Annotated in this window: 4 protein-coding genes; 1 reads left to right on the top strand and 3 read right to left on the bottom strand. The window is 57.9% G+C overall.

Annotated features, from left to right (window positions below):
- Positions 1 to 40 precede the first annotated feature (40 nt).
- The 3 genes from ACG1VR_RS11000 to ACG1VR_RS10990 form a co-directional block, all read right to left on the bottom strand.
- On the bottom strand, positions 41 to 16,288 hold the full coding sequence (locus ACG1VR_RS11000; RefSeq protein WP_395490927.1) for an Ig-like domain-containing protein: 16,248 nt from the start codon (positions 16,286 to 16,288) through the stop codon (positions 41 to 43).
- A gap of 134 nt (positions 16,289 to 16,422) precedes the next feature.
- Complete coding sequence (locus ACG1VR_RS10995) at positions 16,423 to 17,766, bottom strand: TolC family outer membrane protein (RefSeq protein WP_016536617.1); 1,344 nt, start codon at positions 17,764 to 17,766, stop codon at positions 16,423 to 16,425.
- 876 nt (positions 17,767 to 18,642) lie between these two features.
- Positions 18,643 to 20,145 carry an aldehyde dehydrogenase family protein gene (locus tag ACG1VR_RS10990; protein WP_395490926.1) on the bottom strand — a complete coding sequence of 501 codons (1,503 nt, stop codon included), beginning with the start codon at positions 20,143 to 20,145 and terminating at the stop codon, positions 18,643 to 18,645.
- Between the two features lie 190 nt (positions 20,146 to 20,335).
- On the opposite strand from ACG1VR_RS10990, the gene feaR reads away from it, so the two are divergent.
- Positions 20,336 to 21,250 (top strand): transcriptional regulator FeaR, encoded by a 915-nt coding sequence (feaR, locus tag ACG1VR_RS10985; protein ID WP_395490925.1) that lies wholly within the window; start codon positions 20,336 to 20,338, stop codon positions 21,248 to 21,250.
- The last annotated feature ends 39 nt before the right edge of the window (positions 21,251 to 21,289 follow it).

The raw sequence follows: 21,289 nt of genomic DNA, 5'->3' as shown, positions 1-21,289 counted from the left end.
AGCTGCCCCGCCGGGCTTAACTCCGGCGGGGCCTGTTACGCTAGATAACCAACAGCTGGTGGTTGGCCAGTAGCGTAGCCAGATCGGTCTGCACGCCGTTGAGCGTGACGACCGTAGTTGGGTCAAAGGTTCCTCCCTTGCCGTCACGATCGATCTGGATTTCGGTATTACTGCCGTTCTGCACCACTTTGATGTAATCGCCGATATTGCCTGCCCCCGCGCCCAGCTGCGCCACGCCGTTGATGTAATGCGCCGAGCCATCTCCGGCATAGCCGCTGCCCTGCAACAGTTCGCGCAGGTCGATACGGTCGCTGTCTGCGGTACCTTCCCAGGTGCCAACCGAGAAGCCGTTAACCACATCGCTGCCGTTCCCGCCGGTCGCATCCGCGTTATTCAGCAACTTGTATAACAACGTATCGTGGCCGCCGTTGCCGATATTGAAGATGTCGTTGCCGCCGCGACCTTCGAAGACGTTATTCCCGCTGTTTCCGGTTATCACATCATCGTGGTCAGAGCCTGCAATGCCTTCGATATTGGTGAAGGTTGCGGTGTTAAACCCGGTGTTTTGCGCGCCGGTTTTACTCAGATCCGCATTGATCCCAACGGTGGAGTTTTTGAAGTCAACAATATCCATACCGCCGGTTGTGCTCCAGGTCTGGTGATCCGAAGAGGTTTCCCATCCGCCGCCGCCGTTGTAGACGTAGGTTCCCTGTGCGGCGACAAAGGTATCGTTGTAGCCGGTTCCGGTCAGGGTTCCGCCGTGAATACCGGTTGCAGCGTCTGCCGTCAGGGCATAGCTTTCTTTTCCGTCTCCGGCGGTTAACCCGTCCCACGTTTCGTTGCTGGAAACGCCGTTAATGGCGCGCACCAGTACCGCGCTGTAGGTTTCTGACGGGCTCAAACCGTAGAAGCTCACCAGCGCCGAAGCATCGTTAATGCCGATGCCCGACTGGGCGTTAATCACCTGGCTTGCCACCAGCACGCCCGCGGAGTTGTACAGCTTCACGGTGTTGCCGTAGAAGACGTTCATCCCTTCGCCATCGACTATTTTGAGGTGGATAGCCGTACCCGGCGCAACGGTGTTGGTGTTGCGCTCCAGCACTACGCTGCCGTTCTGGCGGAAGATCAGCAGATCCTGCGCACCATCCCAGTCGTAATCCACCAGCGCCGCGCCGGAAACCTGGCTGGCGGTGGCCGATCCAAACTTAGATGAGGTAAAGCTCGCCGCACCCGGCAGCGCGTCGTTGGTGTAAATGTACGACTGCCCGGTATTCGCCAGCTTGATGATGTCCATCCTGCCGTCGAGGTTCCAGTCCACCGCCACGCTCACGGTGCCGTTATACTTCTCTGTGCCTACCGCCGTTCCGGTCTGCAAATTGCCCTTGCCGTCGTTCAGCATCAGCAAGCCGCCGGTTCCCGCGCGGGACATGCCCATATACAGATCCATATAACCGTCGCCGTTAAAGTCGGCCCAGGTCATGCTGACCGCATTACTCGCCGCCGCAGAGCCGGTTGCGCTGTACATGGTGTTAATGAAGTTCTGGCTCCAGGTAAACGTCCCATCACCTTTGCTGAACATGGTGGACAGCGCGTAGTTATTGCCGCCGTTGGTGGTGTGCTGGGCAATATCCACCATGCCATCGTTGTTCAGGTCAACGCCGGAAGCTTCAATCAGGCTGTTGTAGTTACCCACTTTTGCGCCGGTCACGAAGTTGCTGTAGGTTCCACTGCCGGATGTGCCCGTCAGCTTGCCGCCGTTGTTGTTCATAAAGGTGCTGGAGTCCGGCCCGCCCGCGTCGCCCATCACAAAGTCAACGTAGCCGTCGCCCTGGAAATCAATCGCCACCACCGCGCCGTACCAGAGCAGTGCGCCAACCGCCGCGCTGCTGCCGGTGCTGGTCGACGTATAGGTCCCGTCGCCGTTGTTTATCAACTGGGCGATGTAGCTATAGTTGGTGCTTTCCACCAGCATATCTGCCAGCCCATCGCGGTTGATGTCAGCATAGGCGCCGGTGGTGTAGCTCCCGGTCATGATGAAGTTGCCGCTGACGCTGTAATTGTTGCGGTCGTTAGCGGAGGCAAATTGCTGGTTGCTGGCAAACGTCCACATACCGTCCGTATCCAGCATATAGCTTGCTGAATAAGCGTTGGTTGCGCTGGTGAAGGACCAGCCCGGCGTCATGGATGCCTCAGCGCCGACCACGACGGTGCCGTGCGTTAGACCCGCGTTGTTGCCGTTACCCGCGCTGCTCATTACCTGCGCCGTTACGTCATAGCTTTTCAGCCCCAGGGCATTTCCGTCAGGGATCTGCAAATACCAGGTGTTAGACGAAGGATCGACCACCACCGCGCCGCCGCGTTCAGAGCTGTAGGTTTTGCCGTCTACCGTGACAACCACATACTGCCCGTTGACCAAATCGGCATTTACGGTGCCGGTAATAATCGGCGTGGTGTCCGTCGTCGTCAGGCCGTCAACCAGCGCTTTGGTGGTAGGTATCGAGGTATCTACCGTCAGGCTAAACTTGTTCGAGTCGGTGTAGTTCCCGGCTTTGTCGGTGATACGCAGCACATAGTTGTAATTGCCGTCCAGCAGGCCGGAATCCGCAAACGTCCAGTTGGTTCCGCCGGTAATAGTCACCTTGCCCACCAGCACGCCGTCGCGGAAAATTTGGGCTATTTCGCCGTCCGCCAGCGCATGATTCAGAGTGCCGTTAAGCACCGGAGAGTTATCATCCGTCGGATAGCTGCCGTCGAAGTTACCGGTACGTTCGCCGGTATCATCGGTGTAGCTCACAATAGTGCCGAGCGTGTCCGGCGCCAGGGTATCAACCGTGACGGTCTGGTTGGCGGTTGAGCCAACGTTTCCGGCCTGGTCGATAATACGAACCTGGTAGAGGTAATCCCCGTCGGCAAGCGTGCGCCCGTCAACGTAGTGCCACGCCGTGCCGTTAACCACGACATCGACCCAGTTTTTGCCACCGTCCAGGCTTATCTGCACTCGCTCATCGCTTGCCAGCGTATGGCCCAGCGTACCGTTCAGGGTCAGCGTGGTATCCATGGTGATAAAGTCGCTGCTGCTCTGCCCGGTGTCTTCGGAGATGCTGTCGATAGTAATCCCGTAGACAGGCGCGACGGTATCAACGGTCACGGTCTGGGTGGCCGTATCACCCACGTTCCCGGCGAGATCGACCACACGAACCTGGTAAGTGTGATTTCCGTCAGCCAGAACCCGCACGTCAGTGTAGTGCCAGCTGGTTCCGCTCACGGAGGTGGCGTAAACCCAGGTTAAGCCGCCGTCCAGGCTTATCTGAACGAACTCGTTGCTGCCGAGCGCCTTGCCCAGGCTGCCGTTCAGCGTGAGCGTATTATCGTTGGTGATAAAGTCGCTGCCGCTGAAACCGCTGTCGTTGCTGATGCTATCGACGGTAATCGTTATCGCCGCATCCGGGGCGACGGTATCCACCGTCACCTGCTGCGAAGCGCTCTGCCCGACGTTTCCGGCATCATCCACCACGCGCACGATGTATTGATAAGTGCCGTCGCTAAGGGTTCTTCCGTCGTTGAAGTACCAGCTGGTTCCGAGCGTAGTCACCGTCTGCCAGGTCGTTCCGCCATCGAGGCTTATCTGGACATACTCGCCGTCCAGCAGCGCGGCGCCCACGGTTCCACGCAGCGTCAGCGAAGTATCGTTGGTAACAAAATCGCTGTTACTCAGCCCGGTATCGTCGCTGATGCTGTCGATAGTGACGGTTTTGCTGGCGTCAGGCGCTACGGTGTCCACCGTTACCAGCTGGCTTGCGGTTGAGCCGATATTGCCCGCGGCATCAATAACCCGAAGCTGATAAAGATAATCGCCGTCCGCGAGGACCCGGCCATCGATATAGCTCCAGCTGGTGCCGCTGATGCTGACATCAACCCAGGTTTTACCGCCGTCAATACTAATCTGCGCGTGCTCCCCGGCCGCCAGCGGCGCGCCAAGTTTACCGCTTAGCGTCAGGGTATTGTCGCTGGTGATAAAGTCATGTGCGTCCAGGCCGGTATCGCGGGAAACGGCTTCCACGGTGATGGTTTTGCTTGCATCAGGGGCGACGGTGTCGATAACCACATTTTGCGCGGCGGTCGCGCCTACGTTGCCCGCATTGTCTATCACGCGAACGTTATAGGTTACCGTGCCGTCCGGCAGCGTGCGGCCATCCGCAAAACTCCATGCGGTGCCGTTAACCACCAGATCGATCCAGCTTGCGCCGCCGTCGAGGCTTATCTGTGCCTTCTCATTATTGCCCAGCGCTGCGCCCAGCGAGCCTTTCACCACCACCTTGTTATCGGCGGTAATAAAGTCCGTGGCGCTCAGCCCGGTATCGTTTTGCAGCGCATCAATAGTAATGCTCATCTGCGGCGGCGTGGTATCCACGGTAATGGTGCGGTCGGCCCCGGCGCTATTGCCGATGCTGTTGCTGACGCTGGCGTGAATCACATACGAGCCGCCGTCTGCCAGAGCGGTTACCGCACTGCTGCCGAGGGTGTAGCTCCAGCTGCCGTCGCTTTGTACCGTAGTGCTATAAGTCTGTCCGTTCAGCGTGATGGTCACGGTTTGCCCGGCAGGAGCATTGGTTGTCCCGCCGATTACCAACGGCGTGCCGTGCTCCGCGGCACTGACGATATCGTCTCCGGCAAAGGTGCCTACGCTAATGGTCGGCACTTCGCCGCTCAGGGTGACCTGAGTGCTGCCGCTGCCGCCGTTGCCCGCCTTGTCGCTGACGGTGGCAGAAATAACATAACTGCCGTCCGCCGCGCCGAGGAAGTCCTGCGCCGGAACGGTAACCGACCAGCTGCCGCCGTCGCCAACCTTAGCGGTGTAGCTATGGTTATTGAAGGTAACGGTGATGGTCTGGCCCGGCTGTGCGCTGGTGGTGCCGCTGATGACCTGGCCCGCCTGCTGTTCGCCACTGTTAATGATGTCGTCGCCCGCCACCTTATTGAAGGTGATGGTTGGCGCCACCGTGTCCACCGTCAGGGTGCGGTCCGCGCTGCCTGGGTTACCGGCTTTATCGCTTACCGCGGCATTAACGATAAAGTCGCCCTCGGCAAGTTTCGCCAGGTCCTGGGCAGGTACGGTAAGGCTCCAGCTGCCGTCCGCCTGAACGGTGGTTTCGTAGCTTTCAGTGCCCAGGGTTACCGTCACTTTTTGCCCAACTTCCGCGCTGCTGGTTCCGCGGATCGTCAGCGGCTGCTGCTGCTCCACGGCGTTAATCACATTATCGCCAGACAGGTCAGCGATAGTGATAATTGGCGCGGAGGTATCCACGCTGATGTTATGGCTTGCTGAAGCCGAATTGTTGGCGCTGTCGGTGGCCGAAGCCGTCACGGTGTAGCCGCTGCCGTGCGTCAGATTCTGCACCTGCTCCGCCGGAACGGTAACCGACCAGCCGCCGCCCGCCTGAATAGTAGCGCTATAGCTCACGCCGTTCAGGATGACCGTAACCTGCGTCCCCGTTGCCAGTTCGCTGCTGCCACCGCTGATAATCAGACTCTGGCTGGCTTCGGCCGCGTTAATCACGTCATCATTGCTGATGGTGTTGATAGTCAGCCCGACGGTTGAAGCGCTTACCAGCACGTTATGCGACGCGCTGCCCTCGTTACCTGCGGCATCGGTCAAGACCGCGCTGACGGTGGCGGTGCCATTTTGCAGAGCGGAGATGGCCGATGCCGGAACGCCGACGCTCCAGTTTCCGCTGGCATCCACCGTTGTGGTGTATTTGATGCCGTTGAGGGTGATAACAATTGTATTCCCCGGAGCCGCGCCGCTGCTGGAGCCGGAGATAATCTGCGCCTGCCCGTGCTCGCTCAGGTTGATAATGTCATCGCCCGCTATCGGGTTGAAACTGATTGTCGGCGCGGTGGTATCCAGCGTGATGCTCTTGCTGCTTGTTGTGCCGTTGCCAGCCGCATCGTTAACGCTGACGCTAATCTGGTAATTATTGTCCGCCAGCGCACCCAAAGCCGTTGCATCGAGAGTGATGCTCCAGCTGCCGTCCGCCTGCACAACGCCGGTATGTGTTTTTCCATCCAGCGTCAGGGTAACGGTCTGGCCCGGTTCCGCATTTGATCTACCGGTTACCGTTACGCCGGTTCCAGCTTCTTTCGCGTTAATCACGTTGTCTGCCGCAACCGTATCGATTGTCAGGGTTGGGGCGCTTGCGTCCACGCTATATTCACGCTCTGCCGATGCGCCGTTACCGTTCACATTCGAAACGCTAACTTTTACCGAAGCATCGCCATCTTTCAGGCCGCTGAGGTCACCCGCCGGAACGCTGTAGCTCCAGCTGCCGTCGTCTTTAACCTGAGTGGTATAGCTGCGCCCGCCGAAGGTAATCGTGACGGTTTGTCCGGCTTCCACGTTCTGAGTGCTGCCGGAAAGCAGCAGGTCTGCGCCTTTCTCTGCGGCATTCAGCACATTGTCGGCCGTAATGCTATTCACGCTGATGGCTACCGGGCTGAGATCTACTTTGACGATATGATCGATGGAAACCGGGTTACCCGCGCTGCTGCTGCCTGCCGCGCTGACGGTAACATCGCCCGCTGGCCAAAGGCTTACATCATTTGCCGGTACTGCCGCAGACCAGACGCCGCTGGCGCTAACGGTCGCCAGATAGTTTTTGCCGCCGATAGTTACGGTGACGGTGCTGCCCGCGGCCATGCCGCTGGCGCTGCCGCTGGCGATCAGATTCTGTCCGTGTTCGATGGCATTAATAACGTCGTCGCCCGCCACGGTGTCGATGCGGATGCCAGGCAAGCCGGCGTCGATAGCAAAATCATGTTCGGCGGAGCCGCTATTACCGTGGCCGTTGGTGACCGATGCGCTCACCGTCAGCTTGCCGTTACCCAGCGCGGCCAGCACGTCCGCCAGGAGTTCGAGGCTCCAGCTCAGATCGCTTTTGACCGTTGCGGTGTAGCTTTTCCCACCCAGCATAATTGTGACAACGTCACCTTCCGCAGCATGGCTTACCTTCCCGCTCAGCGTCTGCCCGGCGGCAACTTCAGCCGCATTCAGCACGTTGTCAGCGGTTATCGCATTAATGGTGACGGCCGGGGCCGCCGTATCCACCAGCAGATTGGCATTAGCGCTGGCGCTGTTGCCGACGGAATTTGTCGCCGTGGCGCTCAGGGTATAATTCGCTTCACCCAGCGCGGCCAGATCGCCGGGCTGAACCTCAAGGCTCCAGTTGCCGTCTGCATCCGTAGTGGCGCTGTAGTTTTTGCCGTTCAGCGTGACGGTTACACGGGTTCCCGCCGCAAGGTTGGCGCTGGTTCCGCTCAGGGTAAGAGCTTCGCCTTTTTCCACCGCGTTAAGCACGTTGTCGCCGCTGATGGCGTTGAAGTTAACCGACGGCAGGCCCGTATTAACCAGCACTTCGTGGCTTCCGCCGCCGGTATTCCCCGCCGAATCGGTCAGGCTGGCGGTTATTGTCACTTTGCCGTCGGCAAGCTGGCTCACCACTTCCGCCGGGACGCCTATGCTCCAGTTGCCTGCGGCGTCAACGGTTGTAGTCCAGCTTTCAGAGCCGAGGGTGACGGTGATTTTATCGCCCACCGCCGCGCCGCTGCTGGTGCCGGAAACTATCTGCGCCTGGCCGTGTTCGGCAAGGTTAATCACATCGTCGCCCGCCACGGTGTTGAAGCCGACGGACGGCACGGTAGCATCCACCTTCACGTTATGGCTGGTTGTGCTGCCGTTGCCTGCCGCATCGCTGACGCTGGCCGCTACGGTATATACGCCGTCGGCAAGCGCGGAGGCTTTGTCCGCTGGCACGGTTACGCTCCACGAGCCGTTCGGCTGCACGGTGCCGGTGTAGCTTTCGCCGTTCAGCACCACGGTGACGGTTTGCCCCGCCTCGGCGCTGCTGGTGCCGGTAATGACCACCGGCTGCCCGACTTCGACGGCGTTCAGCACGTCGTCTCCGCCAATAACGTTGATTTGCAGCGTCGGCGCTGCGGTATCGACGCTGATTTCGCGCCCCGCAGAAGCGCCGTTGCCGTTAACGTTCACCGTGCTAACTTCAACCGAAGTGTCGCCGTCTTTCAGGCCCTTCATATCACCGGCTGGAACGGTAAATTCCCAGCTGCCGTTCGCCTGTACCTGAGTGGTATAGGTGTGCCCCGCAAAGGTAATCGTGACGGTTTGCCCCGCTTCCACATTCTGCGTGGTGCCGGACAACAGCAGATCCGCCCCTTTCTCGGCGGCGTTCAGCACGTCATCCCCGGCAATTTGGTTGACGGAAATCGCCACGGCGCTGAGATCAACATTCACCGTATGGTCGATGGATACCGGGTTGCCGGTATCGCTGCTGCCTTTAGCTGAAACGGTAATATCCCCGGCGGCCCACAGGCTAACTTCATTGCCCGGGACGACGGTTTGCCAACTGCCATCAGCGCTGACCACCGCGCCATACTCTTTGCCATTGACCGTTACGGTCACCGCGCTGCCCACGCTCAGGCCGGAGCTGGTGCCGCTGATAATCAGATTGAGGCCATGTTCGATGGCGTTAACAACGTCATCCCCGGCAATGGTGTTAATACGCAGCCCCGGCAGCGCGGCATCAATGGTGATTTCGCGCGATCCGGTGCCGGTATTGCCCGCGCCGTCGGTCACCGAAGCGTTGATTTTAAGATCGCCGTTGCCCAGCGCTTCCAGTACGTCTTTACCCAGCGGCAGGCTCCAGGTCAGATCATCCTGAACTTTTGCCGTGTAGTTAACGCCGCCGATATTGAGGGTAACGTCCGCTCCGGCCTGCACGCCGGTGACTCGCCCGCTGATTATCTGCCCCGCGGTCAGTTCGCCCGCGTTGATAACATCGTCTGTAGCAACAACATTGATGGTTACGCCCGGCAACGTCGAAGCCACTTCCAGCGTGCTGGTCTGGCCGCCGCTGTTCCCTACGGCATTGCTGGCGCTAACGGAAACCTCGTAGAAAGCTTCGCCGAGATGAGCGACATCCTGCGCAGGAACGGTCGTCGTCCATTTGCCCTGGTCATCAACCGTTGCGGCATAGTTTTTGCCGTTAAGGGTTACGGTTACCAGAGCGCCAGGAGCCAGCCCGGTCGATGAGCCGCTGATAACTACGTCGCCGGTTTTTTCGTCGGCATTAAGAATATTGTCTCCGGCGATGGTATCTATCGCCAGGGTCGGAGCGGCCGTGTTGACGGTAATTTCGCGCGAACTGTCGCCGGTGTTGCCCGCTTTATCGGTAATGGAAGCGGTAACGGTGTAGCCGCTGTCCGCTAACGCGCCGATATCCCCGCGCGGTATGCCCACGCTCCAGTTGCCCGCCGCGTCAACCACGCCGGTGTAACTCTTATTACCCAGCGTCACGGTGACAATATCACCCGCCGCCGCGCCGGTACTGGTGCCGGAGATAATCTGCGCCTGCCCGTGCTCGCCGCTGTTTATCACATCGTCTGCGGCAATCGCGCCGATGGTGACTTTTGGAACGGTAATATCAACCAGCATGTCGCGGCTGGCCGAGCCAGCGTTGCCCGCGCGGTCTTCCACGTTTGCCGTAATGACAATATTGCCGTCGGCCAGCTTACCGACATCTTCCGCCGGCACCGTCAGGCTCCAGCTGCCGTCGGCCTTAACGTTCGCTTCGTAATCTTTGCCGTTGAGCTTCACGGTAACGGTCTGGCCCGCTTCTGCGGAACTGGTGCCGCTAATAACCAGCGCCTGCTTCGCCTCGGCGGCATTCAGCAGGTTGTCCTGGCTTACCGGGTCCAGCGTGACCGTAGGGGCAAGCGTATCCACGCTGACGTTTTGTGCCGCGCCGGTAGTGTTGCCGTTATTGTTGGTCACGCTGACCTGCACGCTGGTATCGCCGTCTTTCAGGGCTACCATATCCGCGGCAGGAACCTTGTGGCTCCAGCTGCCGTCAGGCTGCACGGTAGCGGTGTAGGTGTGGCCGCCAAAAGTGATGGTTACCGTCTGGCCTGCTTCCACATTCTGCGTGTTGCCGGAAAGCAGCAGATCGGCGCCTTTCTCGGCGGCGTTCAGCACGTTGTCACCTGAAACGGTGTTGATGCTGATAACCACCTCGCTCAAATCAACAACGACCTGGTGCTGGATGGCGACATCATTACCCGCGCTGCTGCTGCCTTTTACCTCGATGCTAATGGAACCTTCATTCCACTGGCTAACCTCGTTGCCCGGCACGGCGGCCTGCCAGCTGCCGTCTGCCCGAACGGTGGCATCATAATCTTTGCCGTTTATGGTGACGGTCACCGCGCTCCCGGCCTTCAGGCCGGTGCTGGTGCCGGTAATAATCAGGTTCTGGGCATGCTCGATGGCGTTTATCACGTCATCACCCGCCACGGTATCCACACGCAGCCCCGGTAAATTGGCATCTATAGCGATATCGCGGCTGCCGCTGCCGGTATTGCCGTGGCCGTTGGTAACCGAAGCCGTCAGCGTCAAATCACCGTTGCCGAGCGCCGTAAGGATCTCTTTAGAAACCGGGAGGCTCCAGCTCAAATCATCCTGCACAATCGCCTGGTAGAGTTTGCCGCCGAGATTAATAGTGACAACGTCACCTGATGCGGCACCGGTCACCGTACCGCTGAGGGTCTGGCCGCTGGCGATTTCACTGGCGTTGAGGATATTGTCGGCGGTAACGCTGTTGATGGTTACCGTAGGCAGCGCGCTGTCTACCTGCACGTTATGGCTGGCGCTATTGCTGTTGCCGCTGGCGTCGGTCACGTTTGCACTAACCTGGTAGTTAGCTTCGCCCAGCTTGCCTACCGCAGAAGCGGGCACGGTAGTGCTCCAGCTACCGTCATCCCGGGTGATGGCCTGATAGTTCACGCCGTTTAGCGTGACGGTGATGACGGTGCCCGCTGGCTGATTACTGGTGCCGGAGATTTGAAGATCCTGACCTTTTTCAACCGCGTTGATCACATCATCGTGCGCAAGCGTTGCGATATCGATCGTCGGCAGAGCGGTATTCACCGTTATGCCATGCGTGATGCTGCCGGTGTTGCCCGCAGCATCGGTAACGCTGGCGGTGAGCGTATAGCTTCCGTCCGCCAGCCCTTTAATCACGGCAGCAGGAATGCCTACGCTCCAGTCGCCATTGCTGTCCAGAGTCGTGGTGTAGCTGAATGAAACGCCGGAATCGTTAGTAATTTTTACGGTCACAACGTCCCCGGCGGCTGCGCCGGTGCTGCTTCCGCTGATGGTTTGCGCGTAGTTGTGTTCCGTAGCGTTAATGGTGTCATCGCCCGCAACGGTTTCAATCGTCAGCTTCGGCTCGGTGATATCTACCAGCATGCTGCGGTCGGCGTTTGACGGGTTGCCGGCTTTGTCAGCAACCGTGGCATGAACCGTGACATTCCCGTCGCTAAGCGCCGCCAGCGCGTCTGCCGGGACGGTGATGCTCCAGCGGCCATCGGCCCCAACTTTTGCGCTGTAACTGATGTTGTTCAGGGTAAGCGTCACTTCCTGGCCCGGCTCGGCGGTGCTGCTCCCGGTAATGGTCAGAGGCTGCTTCGCTTCTGCCGCATTAAGGATATTGTTGTCGCTCAGCGGATCGATGGTCAGCAGCGGAGCGCTGGTGTCAACGCTGTATTCCTGCCCGGCGCTCGCCGGGTTACCGCTGGCGTTGCTGACGCTAACGGTGACCTGTGCATCACCGTCTTTGAGCTTAGCCATGTCCGCCGCCGGAACGCTAAAGCTCCAGGTGCCGTTATCGTTAACGGTGGTGGTGTAGCTGTGCCCGGCGAAGGTAATCGTCACGGTCTGCCCCGGCTCCACATTAGTGGTCATCCCGGAGAGCAGAAGATCGGCGCCCTTCTCGGCGGCGTTCAGCACGTTGTCCGCCGTGACGCTATTAATACTGATTGAAACCGGAGCCAGGTCTACATCCACGATGCTGTCGATGCTGACCGGGTTTCCGGCGCTGCTGCTGGCGGAAGCGGTGACCGTCAGCACGCCATCCGGCCAGGCGGCAACGTCGGCGGCAGGCACCGCCGCACTCCAGCTGCCGTCGGCATTGACCGTGGCCGGGTAATTTTTGCCATGCAGGGTAACGGTGACGACGCTACCTGCCGTGAGATAGCTGCTGGTGCCGCTGATTATCAGATTCTGGCCGTGTTCCGCGAGGTTAATAATATCGTCGCCCGCAACCGTGTCGATGCGCAGCCCCGGAAGTTGAGCGTCGATAGTGATATCGCGCTCCGCGCTGCCGGTGTTGCCGTGTCCGTTAGTCACCGAGGCATGAACCGTTAGCTCGCCGTTGCCCAGCGCGGTAAGAATCTCTTTCGACAGCGGCACGCTCCAGCTGAGGTCGTCCTGAACCACGGCGCTGTAGCTTTTGCCGCCCAGCAGCACGGTCACGGTGTCACCGGCCTTCGCGTTCATCACGCTGCCCCGCAGGGTTTGCCCGGCGTTCACTTCAGCAAGATTGACGGTGTTATCGCCCGCCACGGTATCGATCAGCACAATCGGCAGCGAGCTGTCTACCAGCACGTTGTGGCTGGTGGAATTGCCGTTGCCGCTGGCATCCGTGACCGCCGCGCTGACGGTGTAGTTAGCCTCACCCAGCTTAGCAACGTCCTGGGCGGGGATTTCTACGCTCCAGCGATTGCCGCTCACGGTGGCGCTGTAGTTCACGCCGTTAAGCGTGACGGTGACCCCCGTACCATCAGGCTGATCGCTGGTACCGCGGACGACCAGTGAAGCGCTTTTTTCAGCCGCGTTAACCACGTCATCCTGAGCAACGGTGTCGATGCTGATTTGCGGTAGCCCGGTCGCCACTTCGAAGTTAAGCGCGCCGCTGCCGCTGTTACCCGCTTTATCCGTAACGACTACGGTTGCGCTGTATTTGCCGTCGGCCAGGCCGCCGATGACATCGGCTGGCAGGCCAAGGCTCCAGTTGCCGCTGGCATCCAGCACCGTCGTATATTCAACGTTGTTGATGGTGATTTTGACCGCATCGCCAGCCGCCGCGCCGGTCGCTTTGCCGGTAAGCATCTGCGCCTGGCCATGCTCAAGCTGATTAATGATGTTGTCGCCTGCAAAGGCGTTGATAGTGACAACCGGCACCGTGGTATCCACCAGCATGCCGTGGCTGGCGCTGCCCGGGTTGCCCGCAACGTCATTGACGCTGGCGCTTATCGACCAGCTGCCATCGTGAAGGTTGGCCAGATCCTGCGCCGGAACGGTGACGCTCCAGCTGCCGTCCGCCTGAACCTGCCCGGTGTAGCTTTGCTTATTGAGAATGACGGTAACCGTCTGGCCCGGCTGGGCGGTGCTGGTGCCGGTAATTGCCAGATCCTGCGCCGCCTCGGCGTGGTTAAGAATATTATCTGCGGTGATGCTGTTTAAGGTAATGGCCGGAGGTTGAGTATCCACCAGCACTTCACGCGCCCCGCTGGCGCTGTTACCGCTAGTATTAGTCACGCTAACGGACACTTCGGCGCGGCCGTCAATCATTGCGCCCATATCAGAAGCCGGAACCGTGTAGCTCCAACTGCCGTCTTCATTCACCGTCGTGGTGTAGGTGTGACCGGCAAATTTGATAACCACGGTCTGCCCTGGCTCAACGCCCTGGGTTTTACCGTTGAGCGTCAGGTCTGCCGCCTTCTCGACCGCATTTAGCATATCGTCGCCGGTGACAGCTTCGACGGTTATTGCCACCGAATTCAGGTCAACTTCCAGTTCGCGGGACATCACTGCCGGGTTGCCCCATTCGTCTGCGGAGCTGGCAACAATGCTCAGCTTTCCGTTTGCCCAGGAGGCTAAATCAGCGGCGGGAACGCCAATCTGCCAGCTGCCGTTTGTGTTAACCACGGCCTGGTAGTCAATGTTGTTGATCCGCACCGTAATGGTGGTTCCGGCGCTAAGATTCGCGCTGCTGCCCGTCACGGTAAGATCCTGGTGCTGCTCGATGGCGTTAATCACGTCGTCGCCGGAGATGGTGTTAATGCGCAGCCCCGGAAGCTGGGCGTTAATGTTAATTTCGCTGCTGCCGCTGCCGGTATTTCCGTGCCCGTTAGTCACGGAGGCAACGATAGACGCATCGCCGTCGCCCAGCGCTTTTAAGTCAGCGGCAGGCACCGTGGTGCTCCAGCTCAGATCGTTTTGCACCGTCGCGGTATAGGTTTTTCCGCCGAGTTTAATGGTGACCGTATCACCTTCGTGCGCCCCGGTGACCCGGCCGCTAAGCAGCTGATCGTTATCTATTTCGCTGTTGTTAACCCGGTTATCCCCGGCAAAAGCAGAAATAATCACCGTCGGCAGCGCGGTATCAACCAGCAAGGTCGCACCCGCCGATCCGGTATTGCCGTTGCTGTCTGTGCCGCTAACGCTGAGGGTGTAGTTGGTATCGCCGAGCTTAACCACATCGGTGACAGGCACTTCTACGCTCCACGCGCCATGGTTCACCACGCCCGCATAGTTCACGCCGTTAAGCGTAACGGTAATCGCGCTGCCGTCCGGCAGGTTACTGGTGCCGCTCAGGGTAAGCGGCTGCCCGGCCTCGCTGGCGTTGAGTACGTTATCGTGGCTTATGGCGTCGAAGCTAAACGACGGAGGCGTGGAGCTAACGGTAATATCATGGTTTACGCTGGCGCTGTTGCCTGCCGCATCGGTGATGGTCACCGTAATAGTGTTCTGGCCTTCCGGTAGCGAGGAAACAACTTCTTTAGGAATGCCCACGCTCCAGCTGCCGTCTGCTTTAACGGTAGTGCCGTAGGTTGCGCCGCCCACGGAGACGGTTATCTTATCGCCCTCTGCCGCGCCGCGGCTGGTGCCGGAGACGATCTGTGCCTGCCCCTGCTCGGTCACGCTGAGGATGTCGTCACCGGCAACGGTATTGACGCTGGCCTCTGGCGGAGTGGTGTCTACCAGAAGCGAAGTGTTGGTATTAGTGGTATTGCCCGCTTTATCGCTGACGCTGAAGTTAAGCGTGTAGTTGTTGTCCACCATGGCCTGAACATCGGCGGCGGGGAGCTCCAGGCTCCAGCTGCCGTCCGCGCCGACTACGGCTGTGTAAGTCAGGCCGTTCAGTTTCAGGGTTACGGTTTGTCCCGCTTCAGCGTCGGTTTTACCGCTGACGATGACAGAGCCGCCGTGTTCCGCCGCGTTAACAATATTGTCCCCGGCAACGGTATCTACCGTCAGAACTGGCGCTTTGGTATCAACGACAATCGTCTGGCTGGCGGAGATGGTATTCCCGGCGGCATCTTTGCCGCTTACGGCAACCGTCCAGCTGCCGTCGGCCAGGTTTTTTGCATCCGCTGCAGGAACGTTGAGACTCCAGCTGCCGTCCCCGTTAACGGTGGTTGCGTAGGTTTTACCATTAAGGGTCACGGTTAATGCCGTACCCGCTGCCAGCTCTTTTGAGCTGCCGCTTAACAGCAGATCATTTGCCTGAGCGGCCGAGTTAATGACGTTTTTGTCGGCAGTAACGGCGACGTCGATGGCGGCCTCTGCGGTGACAATATTCAGCGTGATGTCGCCCGCAGAGCTGACTTTGCTGCCGTCAATCTGCACTACGCTGTAGGTATGGGTGCCGTCAGGCTGTTCGCCGAGCAGCACGCTCCAGCTACCGTTTTTATCTACCATGGTGCTGGCGATGGTATTGCCGTTAGCGTCTTTGATTTGAATCGTCGCGCCCGGCTGGCCGGAGCCGCTAAAGGTTGGCGTGGCGTCATCGGTGACCGCATTGCTGCTCAGCAGCCCTTTGCTGTCGCCTTTGTTATCGGTCACCGCAAAGGTCGGCCTTGCGCTCTCAACCTCTTTGGTATTATCGATTATTTCGGTGTGATTTTTGTCGCTGCCGCCGTGAGCGAGCAGTGCGCCAACCCCGACGCCGCCGGCAATAGCACCGGCAACCCAGCCCCAGGGAACATCGCTCAGTACGGAGCCATCCAGCAGAGGCTGTACGGACTCAATCGGCATAGCCGTTGCCGTAAGCTCGATGACCTGGCCGCCCAGCGCCGCACCCGCGTCGTCGAAAGTGATATGAGTAAGCCCGTTGCCGTCGTCGAATACCAGCTCAGAGTGGCGGCCGGACTGCCCCTCTTCTTCCGCGAAATAGCCGTTACAGCGCATCACGCTGCCGTCTTTCATGTAGATCAGCAGGTCTTTACCCTGGCGCACATAGCGAGCCACGTCCTGGGCGCTGCCGTGAACCTGGATGATCGACGGGGAAGAGAGCGAAACGGAAAGATTGCCGTCGCTGGTTAATACTGTTTTCTCTGCATTTTTGCGCGAAATAACGTCAACAACTTTACTCATAGCACTTCTCCTTAAATATGCCGAAACGGGGCATATACGCTTATTTTTGAATGTGCGTATCCCTGAGAAATCTGGATCTCATTTCACATCAACTTATTTTTTCAGTTATCGCTAACTTGCTGCTCTGTTGGTATTTATTTCAATTCAGGTAATTTCGATGCGGCGTTTTTTTCAATCCCCGTCAGCGGCAATAAATTGTCTACGGCGGCGGCATAATTTACCGCTGCCAGCCAGCCGTCATAATCGGCATTAATTTGTGCCCACGCCGCCTGAAAAACGTCCTGCTCCACGCTTAATAAATCGTTGAGGCTGCGTTTGCTGAGCTTGTATTCGTTTTTATAAACCTCACGGGCGCGGCGGGCGTTGTCCAGCTGTAGCTTTCCGGCCTCTTCCCGGCCTCTGGCACCGCTCCAGTCCGCCATCGCTACCGAGGCCTTCTGCAACACGTCAAATTTGGCCTGCTCTACCTGCGAGGTAGCAATACGCCGCGCGCCCTGAGCCTGCTCAACCTGGGCCGAAACGGCGCCCCCCTGATAGATTGGGGCATCAACATTAAGTTGAATTTGATCGTCCCAGTAAGCGTTATTGTTGGACTGATAGCGGGTGCGCCCGCCCCTCAGGCTTAACGTGGGCCAGTGGCCGGACTTTGCTTTATCGACGGCATAATCCGAGGAGTTGCGCATGGCTTCAGCCGCTAGTACCGCCGGGATAATCGAGTAGTCAATGTTGTCGAGCGGCTCCTGCTCCAGCGCCAGCTTCATCGGCAGCGGCTGGTATTGAGCGGCTTTCACTCCTGTCAGCACCACCAGCCGCGCTTTCGCGCTCTGTAAGGCGGCCTGATATTGTTCCAGCGTCGAGCGCATACCCGCTATCCTGGTTTGGGTTTGCAGCACGTCCGAGCTGGAGCTAAGCCCGGCGTCAGCACGCAGCTTCGCCATGTTGTTCACGGTTTGCAGCGCGGCAACGCCCTCGTCGGCGGCAGCAATCAGCGCCTGGTAGCGCTTGACCTCGATATACGTCTGGGCGGTTTTCTCCGCCACCTCGGTTAACGTTGCCATCAACTGGTAACGGTAGCTTTCCCGCTGGCTCTGCTGCTGGCTAATATTGCTGCTGGTTTTGCCGAAGTCATACACCAGCTGGGTAAGACTGAGACCGTAAGCAGCCGAATTTTTTAATGAACCGCTGGAGTCAGTGGTGCTGGAGTGGCCGGTGCTGCCGCTAAGAGAAACCTGCGGGAACCATGCGCTCCGGGCCTGGTCGATTTGTGCCTGGCCGATGCCGAGCTGCGCAGCCTGCCGGGAAACCGCAGGATCTCTGTCCAGGGCAAACAAAATGCTCTCTCCGAGCGTCAGGCTGGTGGCCTGAGCAACGCCGGGGGCAGCGGCCCACTCCGGCGCAGGGGCGGCATTTCCACCCGCGCTGGCCCCGATACAAATAAGGGCGAAAATGACGCCTGACAGAGAATAAAAATGGGCCATAATCGCAAGATCCTTCTACTCAAAATAAATACAGAGATGCGGCAAAAGCTCCGCCTGCAGATTGGCGGATATGACTAAGCAGCCCAATAAATTGAGCGTATTAAATATATAAAAAGACAAAGATTTTATTATTGCGTGGCCGATTCATTTTCTTACCAGCACACCATCTGATTTCTTCAACTATCAATGAGTGTTTTTTCTTCGCACTTTCGCTTCCCATGAATAAATGAAACCCATAATCGAATAGCTATTTCCTTTAGGCTTCCGGCGATTTGAAAAAATAACCAACGAATTAAATATGACTTATTTTATTCAGCGGCGCAAATAACCAGGATGCTTTTTCCTACCTGTTTGTAAGAAAAATCCTACCAGATAAAAATTAACCTCACCAACGATTTTGTGTTAAAGACATGTTACGAAAAAGCAAAGTGGTGACAGTAACTTAGGAGAAAATGACAATATCTGCGCTAAAAACGAAAACGTCGAAGATCGATAATTCATAGAGTTAGCTTACATAAATTGATTTACATCAAATTTACATTTCGTATTAACAGACCGATAATATCAGGTTGCTCATTTTTGGTTGTTTTTTTATAGATGTTAATTTCTTGTTGATGCAAGGGTATGCTGCGGTCGCCAGAATGCGTTTCAACGCCGCTGAATACCCCTCAGGGAAAGTCACTTCATGACCAAAATAGCGGTTTCTTGACAAAAAAACGCAAAAAAAAGCCGGGAGATCCCGGCCTGAAGGTAGCTACAGATTTTATTAGACTAATGGTCAAGACTGGTTAACAGCCTCCCCCGCAAGCGAGGGAGTTCAACACTAGCAGCGACAAATAATAACGGGTCGTGATAAGACCCAAAATGTGTCGCTATTTAGTAGCGCACGCATACCGTTTTAGTTTCGGTATAGGCGTCCAGCCAGTCCGGGCCAAAATCACGCCCGGTTCCGGACTGCTTCATTCCGCCAAACGGCATGTTGGCATCTATCAGCGTGTGGCTGTTAACCCACACCGTTCCGGCCTGGATACGCCCGGTATACTGCATTGCGGCCTGCAAATTATTGGTCCAGAGGCTGGCAGTCAGGCCGTATTCGCTATCGTTGGCCTGGCGTAAAGCCTCTTGTGCATCCGCCACCCGAACAAGATTGACTACCGGGCCAAAGACTTCTTCACGAGTGAGTTTCAGGCTGGCGGAAGGATTCACGACCAGCGTAGGCGCAATGTAAAAACCGTCGCCCTGCGGCCCCGAGTTACCGCTGATAATTTCAGCTCGCTGCTGTTGCGCATCCGCCAGATAGCCCGCTACTTTCTGCTGCTGAGCTTTAGAAACCAGCGGGTTAATGTGCGCCCGAGGATCCAGGCCCGCACCAACCTGTAACGATTTCACCGCCTGCTCAAAACCGCTAACCAAAGTATCAAACAGCGGCGCTTCAATATAAATTCGCGAGCTGGCGGCGCATACCTGCCCCTGGTTCAGGAAGCTTCCGGCCATCAGGCCGTCAATAACCATTGCCGGGTCGGCGTCTTTCAGCACGATGGCCGGGTTTTTACCGCCCAGCTCCAGTGTGACCCTGGTCAGACGGTCAGCCGCCGCTCTGGCAATGCCTTTTCCGGTGGCCGTCGAGCCGGTAAAGCTAACCTTAGCCACAAGAGGATGTTCGGTCAGCGCTTTGCCGCAGCCTGCTCCGCTGCCGGTTACTACATTAAACACGCCATCCGGCACGCCCGCCTCGCTCGCCAGTTCCGCCATGCGAAGCAACGTCAGCGGCGTTGTCTCTGAGGGTTTCACCACTATGGAACAGCCGGCGGCGAGTGCGGGCATGACTTTCCACATACCTATCAACAGCGGAAAGTTCCACGGCACGATACCGGCTACCACGCCAATTGGTTCTTTGCGTGTCCAGGCCTGGTAACGCGCCCCTTCCGGCATCGGGATCGATACATCCAGCGTCTGGCCGCTAATTTTAGTGGTCAGGCCTGCGGTGTAACGCATCCAGTTCAAAGTGCATCCCACTTCAAAAGCGCGGGAAATATTGATCGACTTACCCTGCTCCAGAGTTTCCAGCTGCGCCAGCTCTTCCGTATTCTGCTCAAGCAAATCGGCAAAACGCAGTAAGATCCTTTCCCGCCCGGCGGGCAGCATATTTGCCCAAACGCCGCTGCTGAATGCGCGCCAGGCGGAGGTTACCGCGCGATCGACATCCTCTGCGCTGGCATCAGCGCTGCTGGATATTTGTTGCCCGTCCGCCGGGTTGTAAACCGCCAGCCGGGAGGCGCTGTCGGACTCCTGCCAGCGGCCATCAATGTAAAGCCCATGAGAACGCTGAAGAAACTGGCGCACATTGCCCAGCACGCTTACCGTTTCTTGCTCAGACATAGCATCTCCTTATCAAAGTCATTATCGGGTAGCACCTCTTCATTCTAGGCGTTATGTTGAATTCCGGGTTTGCTGCGGCTGACATTCGCTTTGCTGGCTGTGACACGCTACACAAATACAAATCATGCTGCTTTTTTTGAATCACGTTTACCTATAGTTATTGGCGTCGGGCGACGAAAGGTGGGGATGTATGGCACAAGAGCAATACAACGAGCGATTCGAAAAATGGCTGGATCAGGTTAATCGTGCATGCGGGCGCTTTGCCGGTGCGGCGCTGAAAAGTGAATTTCACGGCAGCCTGAGCGAGCAGCAGATGCATGCCATGAAGCTTAGCGTCGTGGAGATAAGCCAGGCCAGCCTGGTGAGAACCCGGCGCGAGGTTTCACAAAGCAACGACGCCTGGTTTTACACCGTATTCCAGCTGGCTGGAGAGGCCGTAATGGAGCAAGGCGAAAGCCAGGCCGTGCTACGAGGCGGCGACATCACGCTTATCGACGCCTCTCAGCACAGTCGTTTTACTTATACCAGCGGCGCAAAACAGGTCTCTCTGCTGCTGCCCCGCCACCTGCTTGAACAGAACCTGCGTTTCGGTGAAATTCCCTGCGCGCAAAGGCTGGCGGCGGAATTACCGATGGTGCGGCTTAGCCATAGCCTGCTGCGCGAAAGCATGGGGAGCAACTCTCTTAGCAATAGTGAGAGCGAAGCTATGCTGGAAGCGATTACCTGCCTGCTTACCCCTGCGCTTATCAACCGCAGCCTTCCTCACTCCAGGCGCGACCGCCATCTGCAAAAAGTCATGTCGCTGATTGATGAGCATATTCAGTCCGAAACGCTGCGCCCGGAATGGATTGCCAGCGAATCCGGCATGTCGGTACGCAGCCTCTACCGCTTGTTCGCAGATAAAGGGCTGGTAGTCGCTCAATATATTAAAAATCGCCGCCTTGACCTGTGCGCCCAGGCGCTGCGCACCGCCGGGCAAAGCGAGAAACTCGCGGGGATTGCTTACAGCTGGGGATTTGCCGATCACAGCCATTTTTCAACGGCTTTTAAAGGAAGGTTTGGGCTTTCGCCGGGGGAATATCGGAAGCGTTTTCAGGCCGCCTGAAAAGAGCCCTCTCACCCTGAGCCTTCCTGAAAGAAGGCC

It is taken from the genome of Cedecea davisae (genome assembly GCF_044095835.1).
Taxonomy (GTDB): Bacteria; Pseudomonadota; Gammaproteobacteria; order Enterobacterales; family Enterobacteriaceae; genus Cedecea; species Cedecea davisae.
This window is presented reverse-complemented; position numbering and strand designations above follow the sequence as displayed.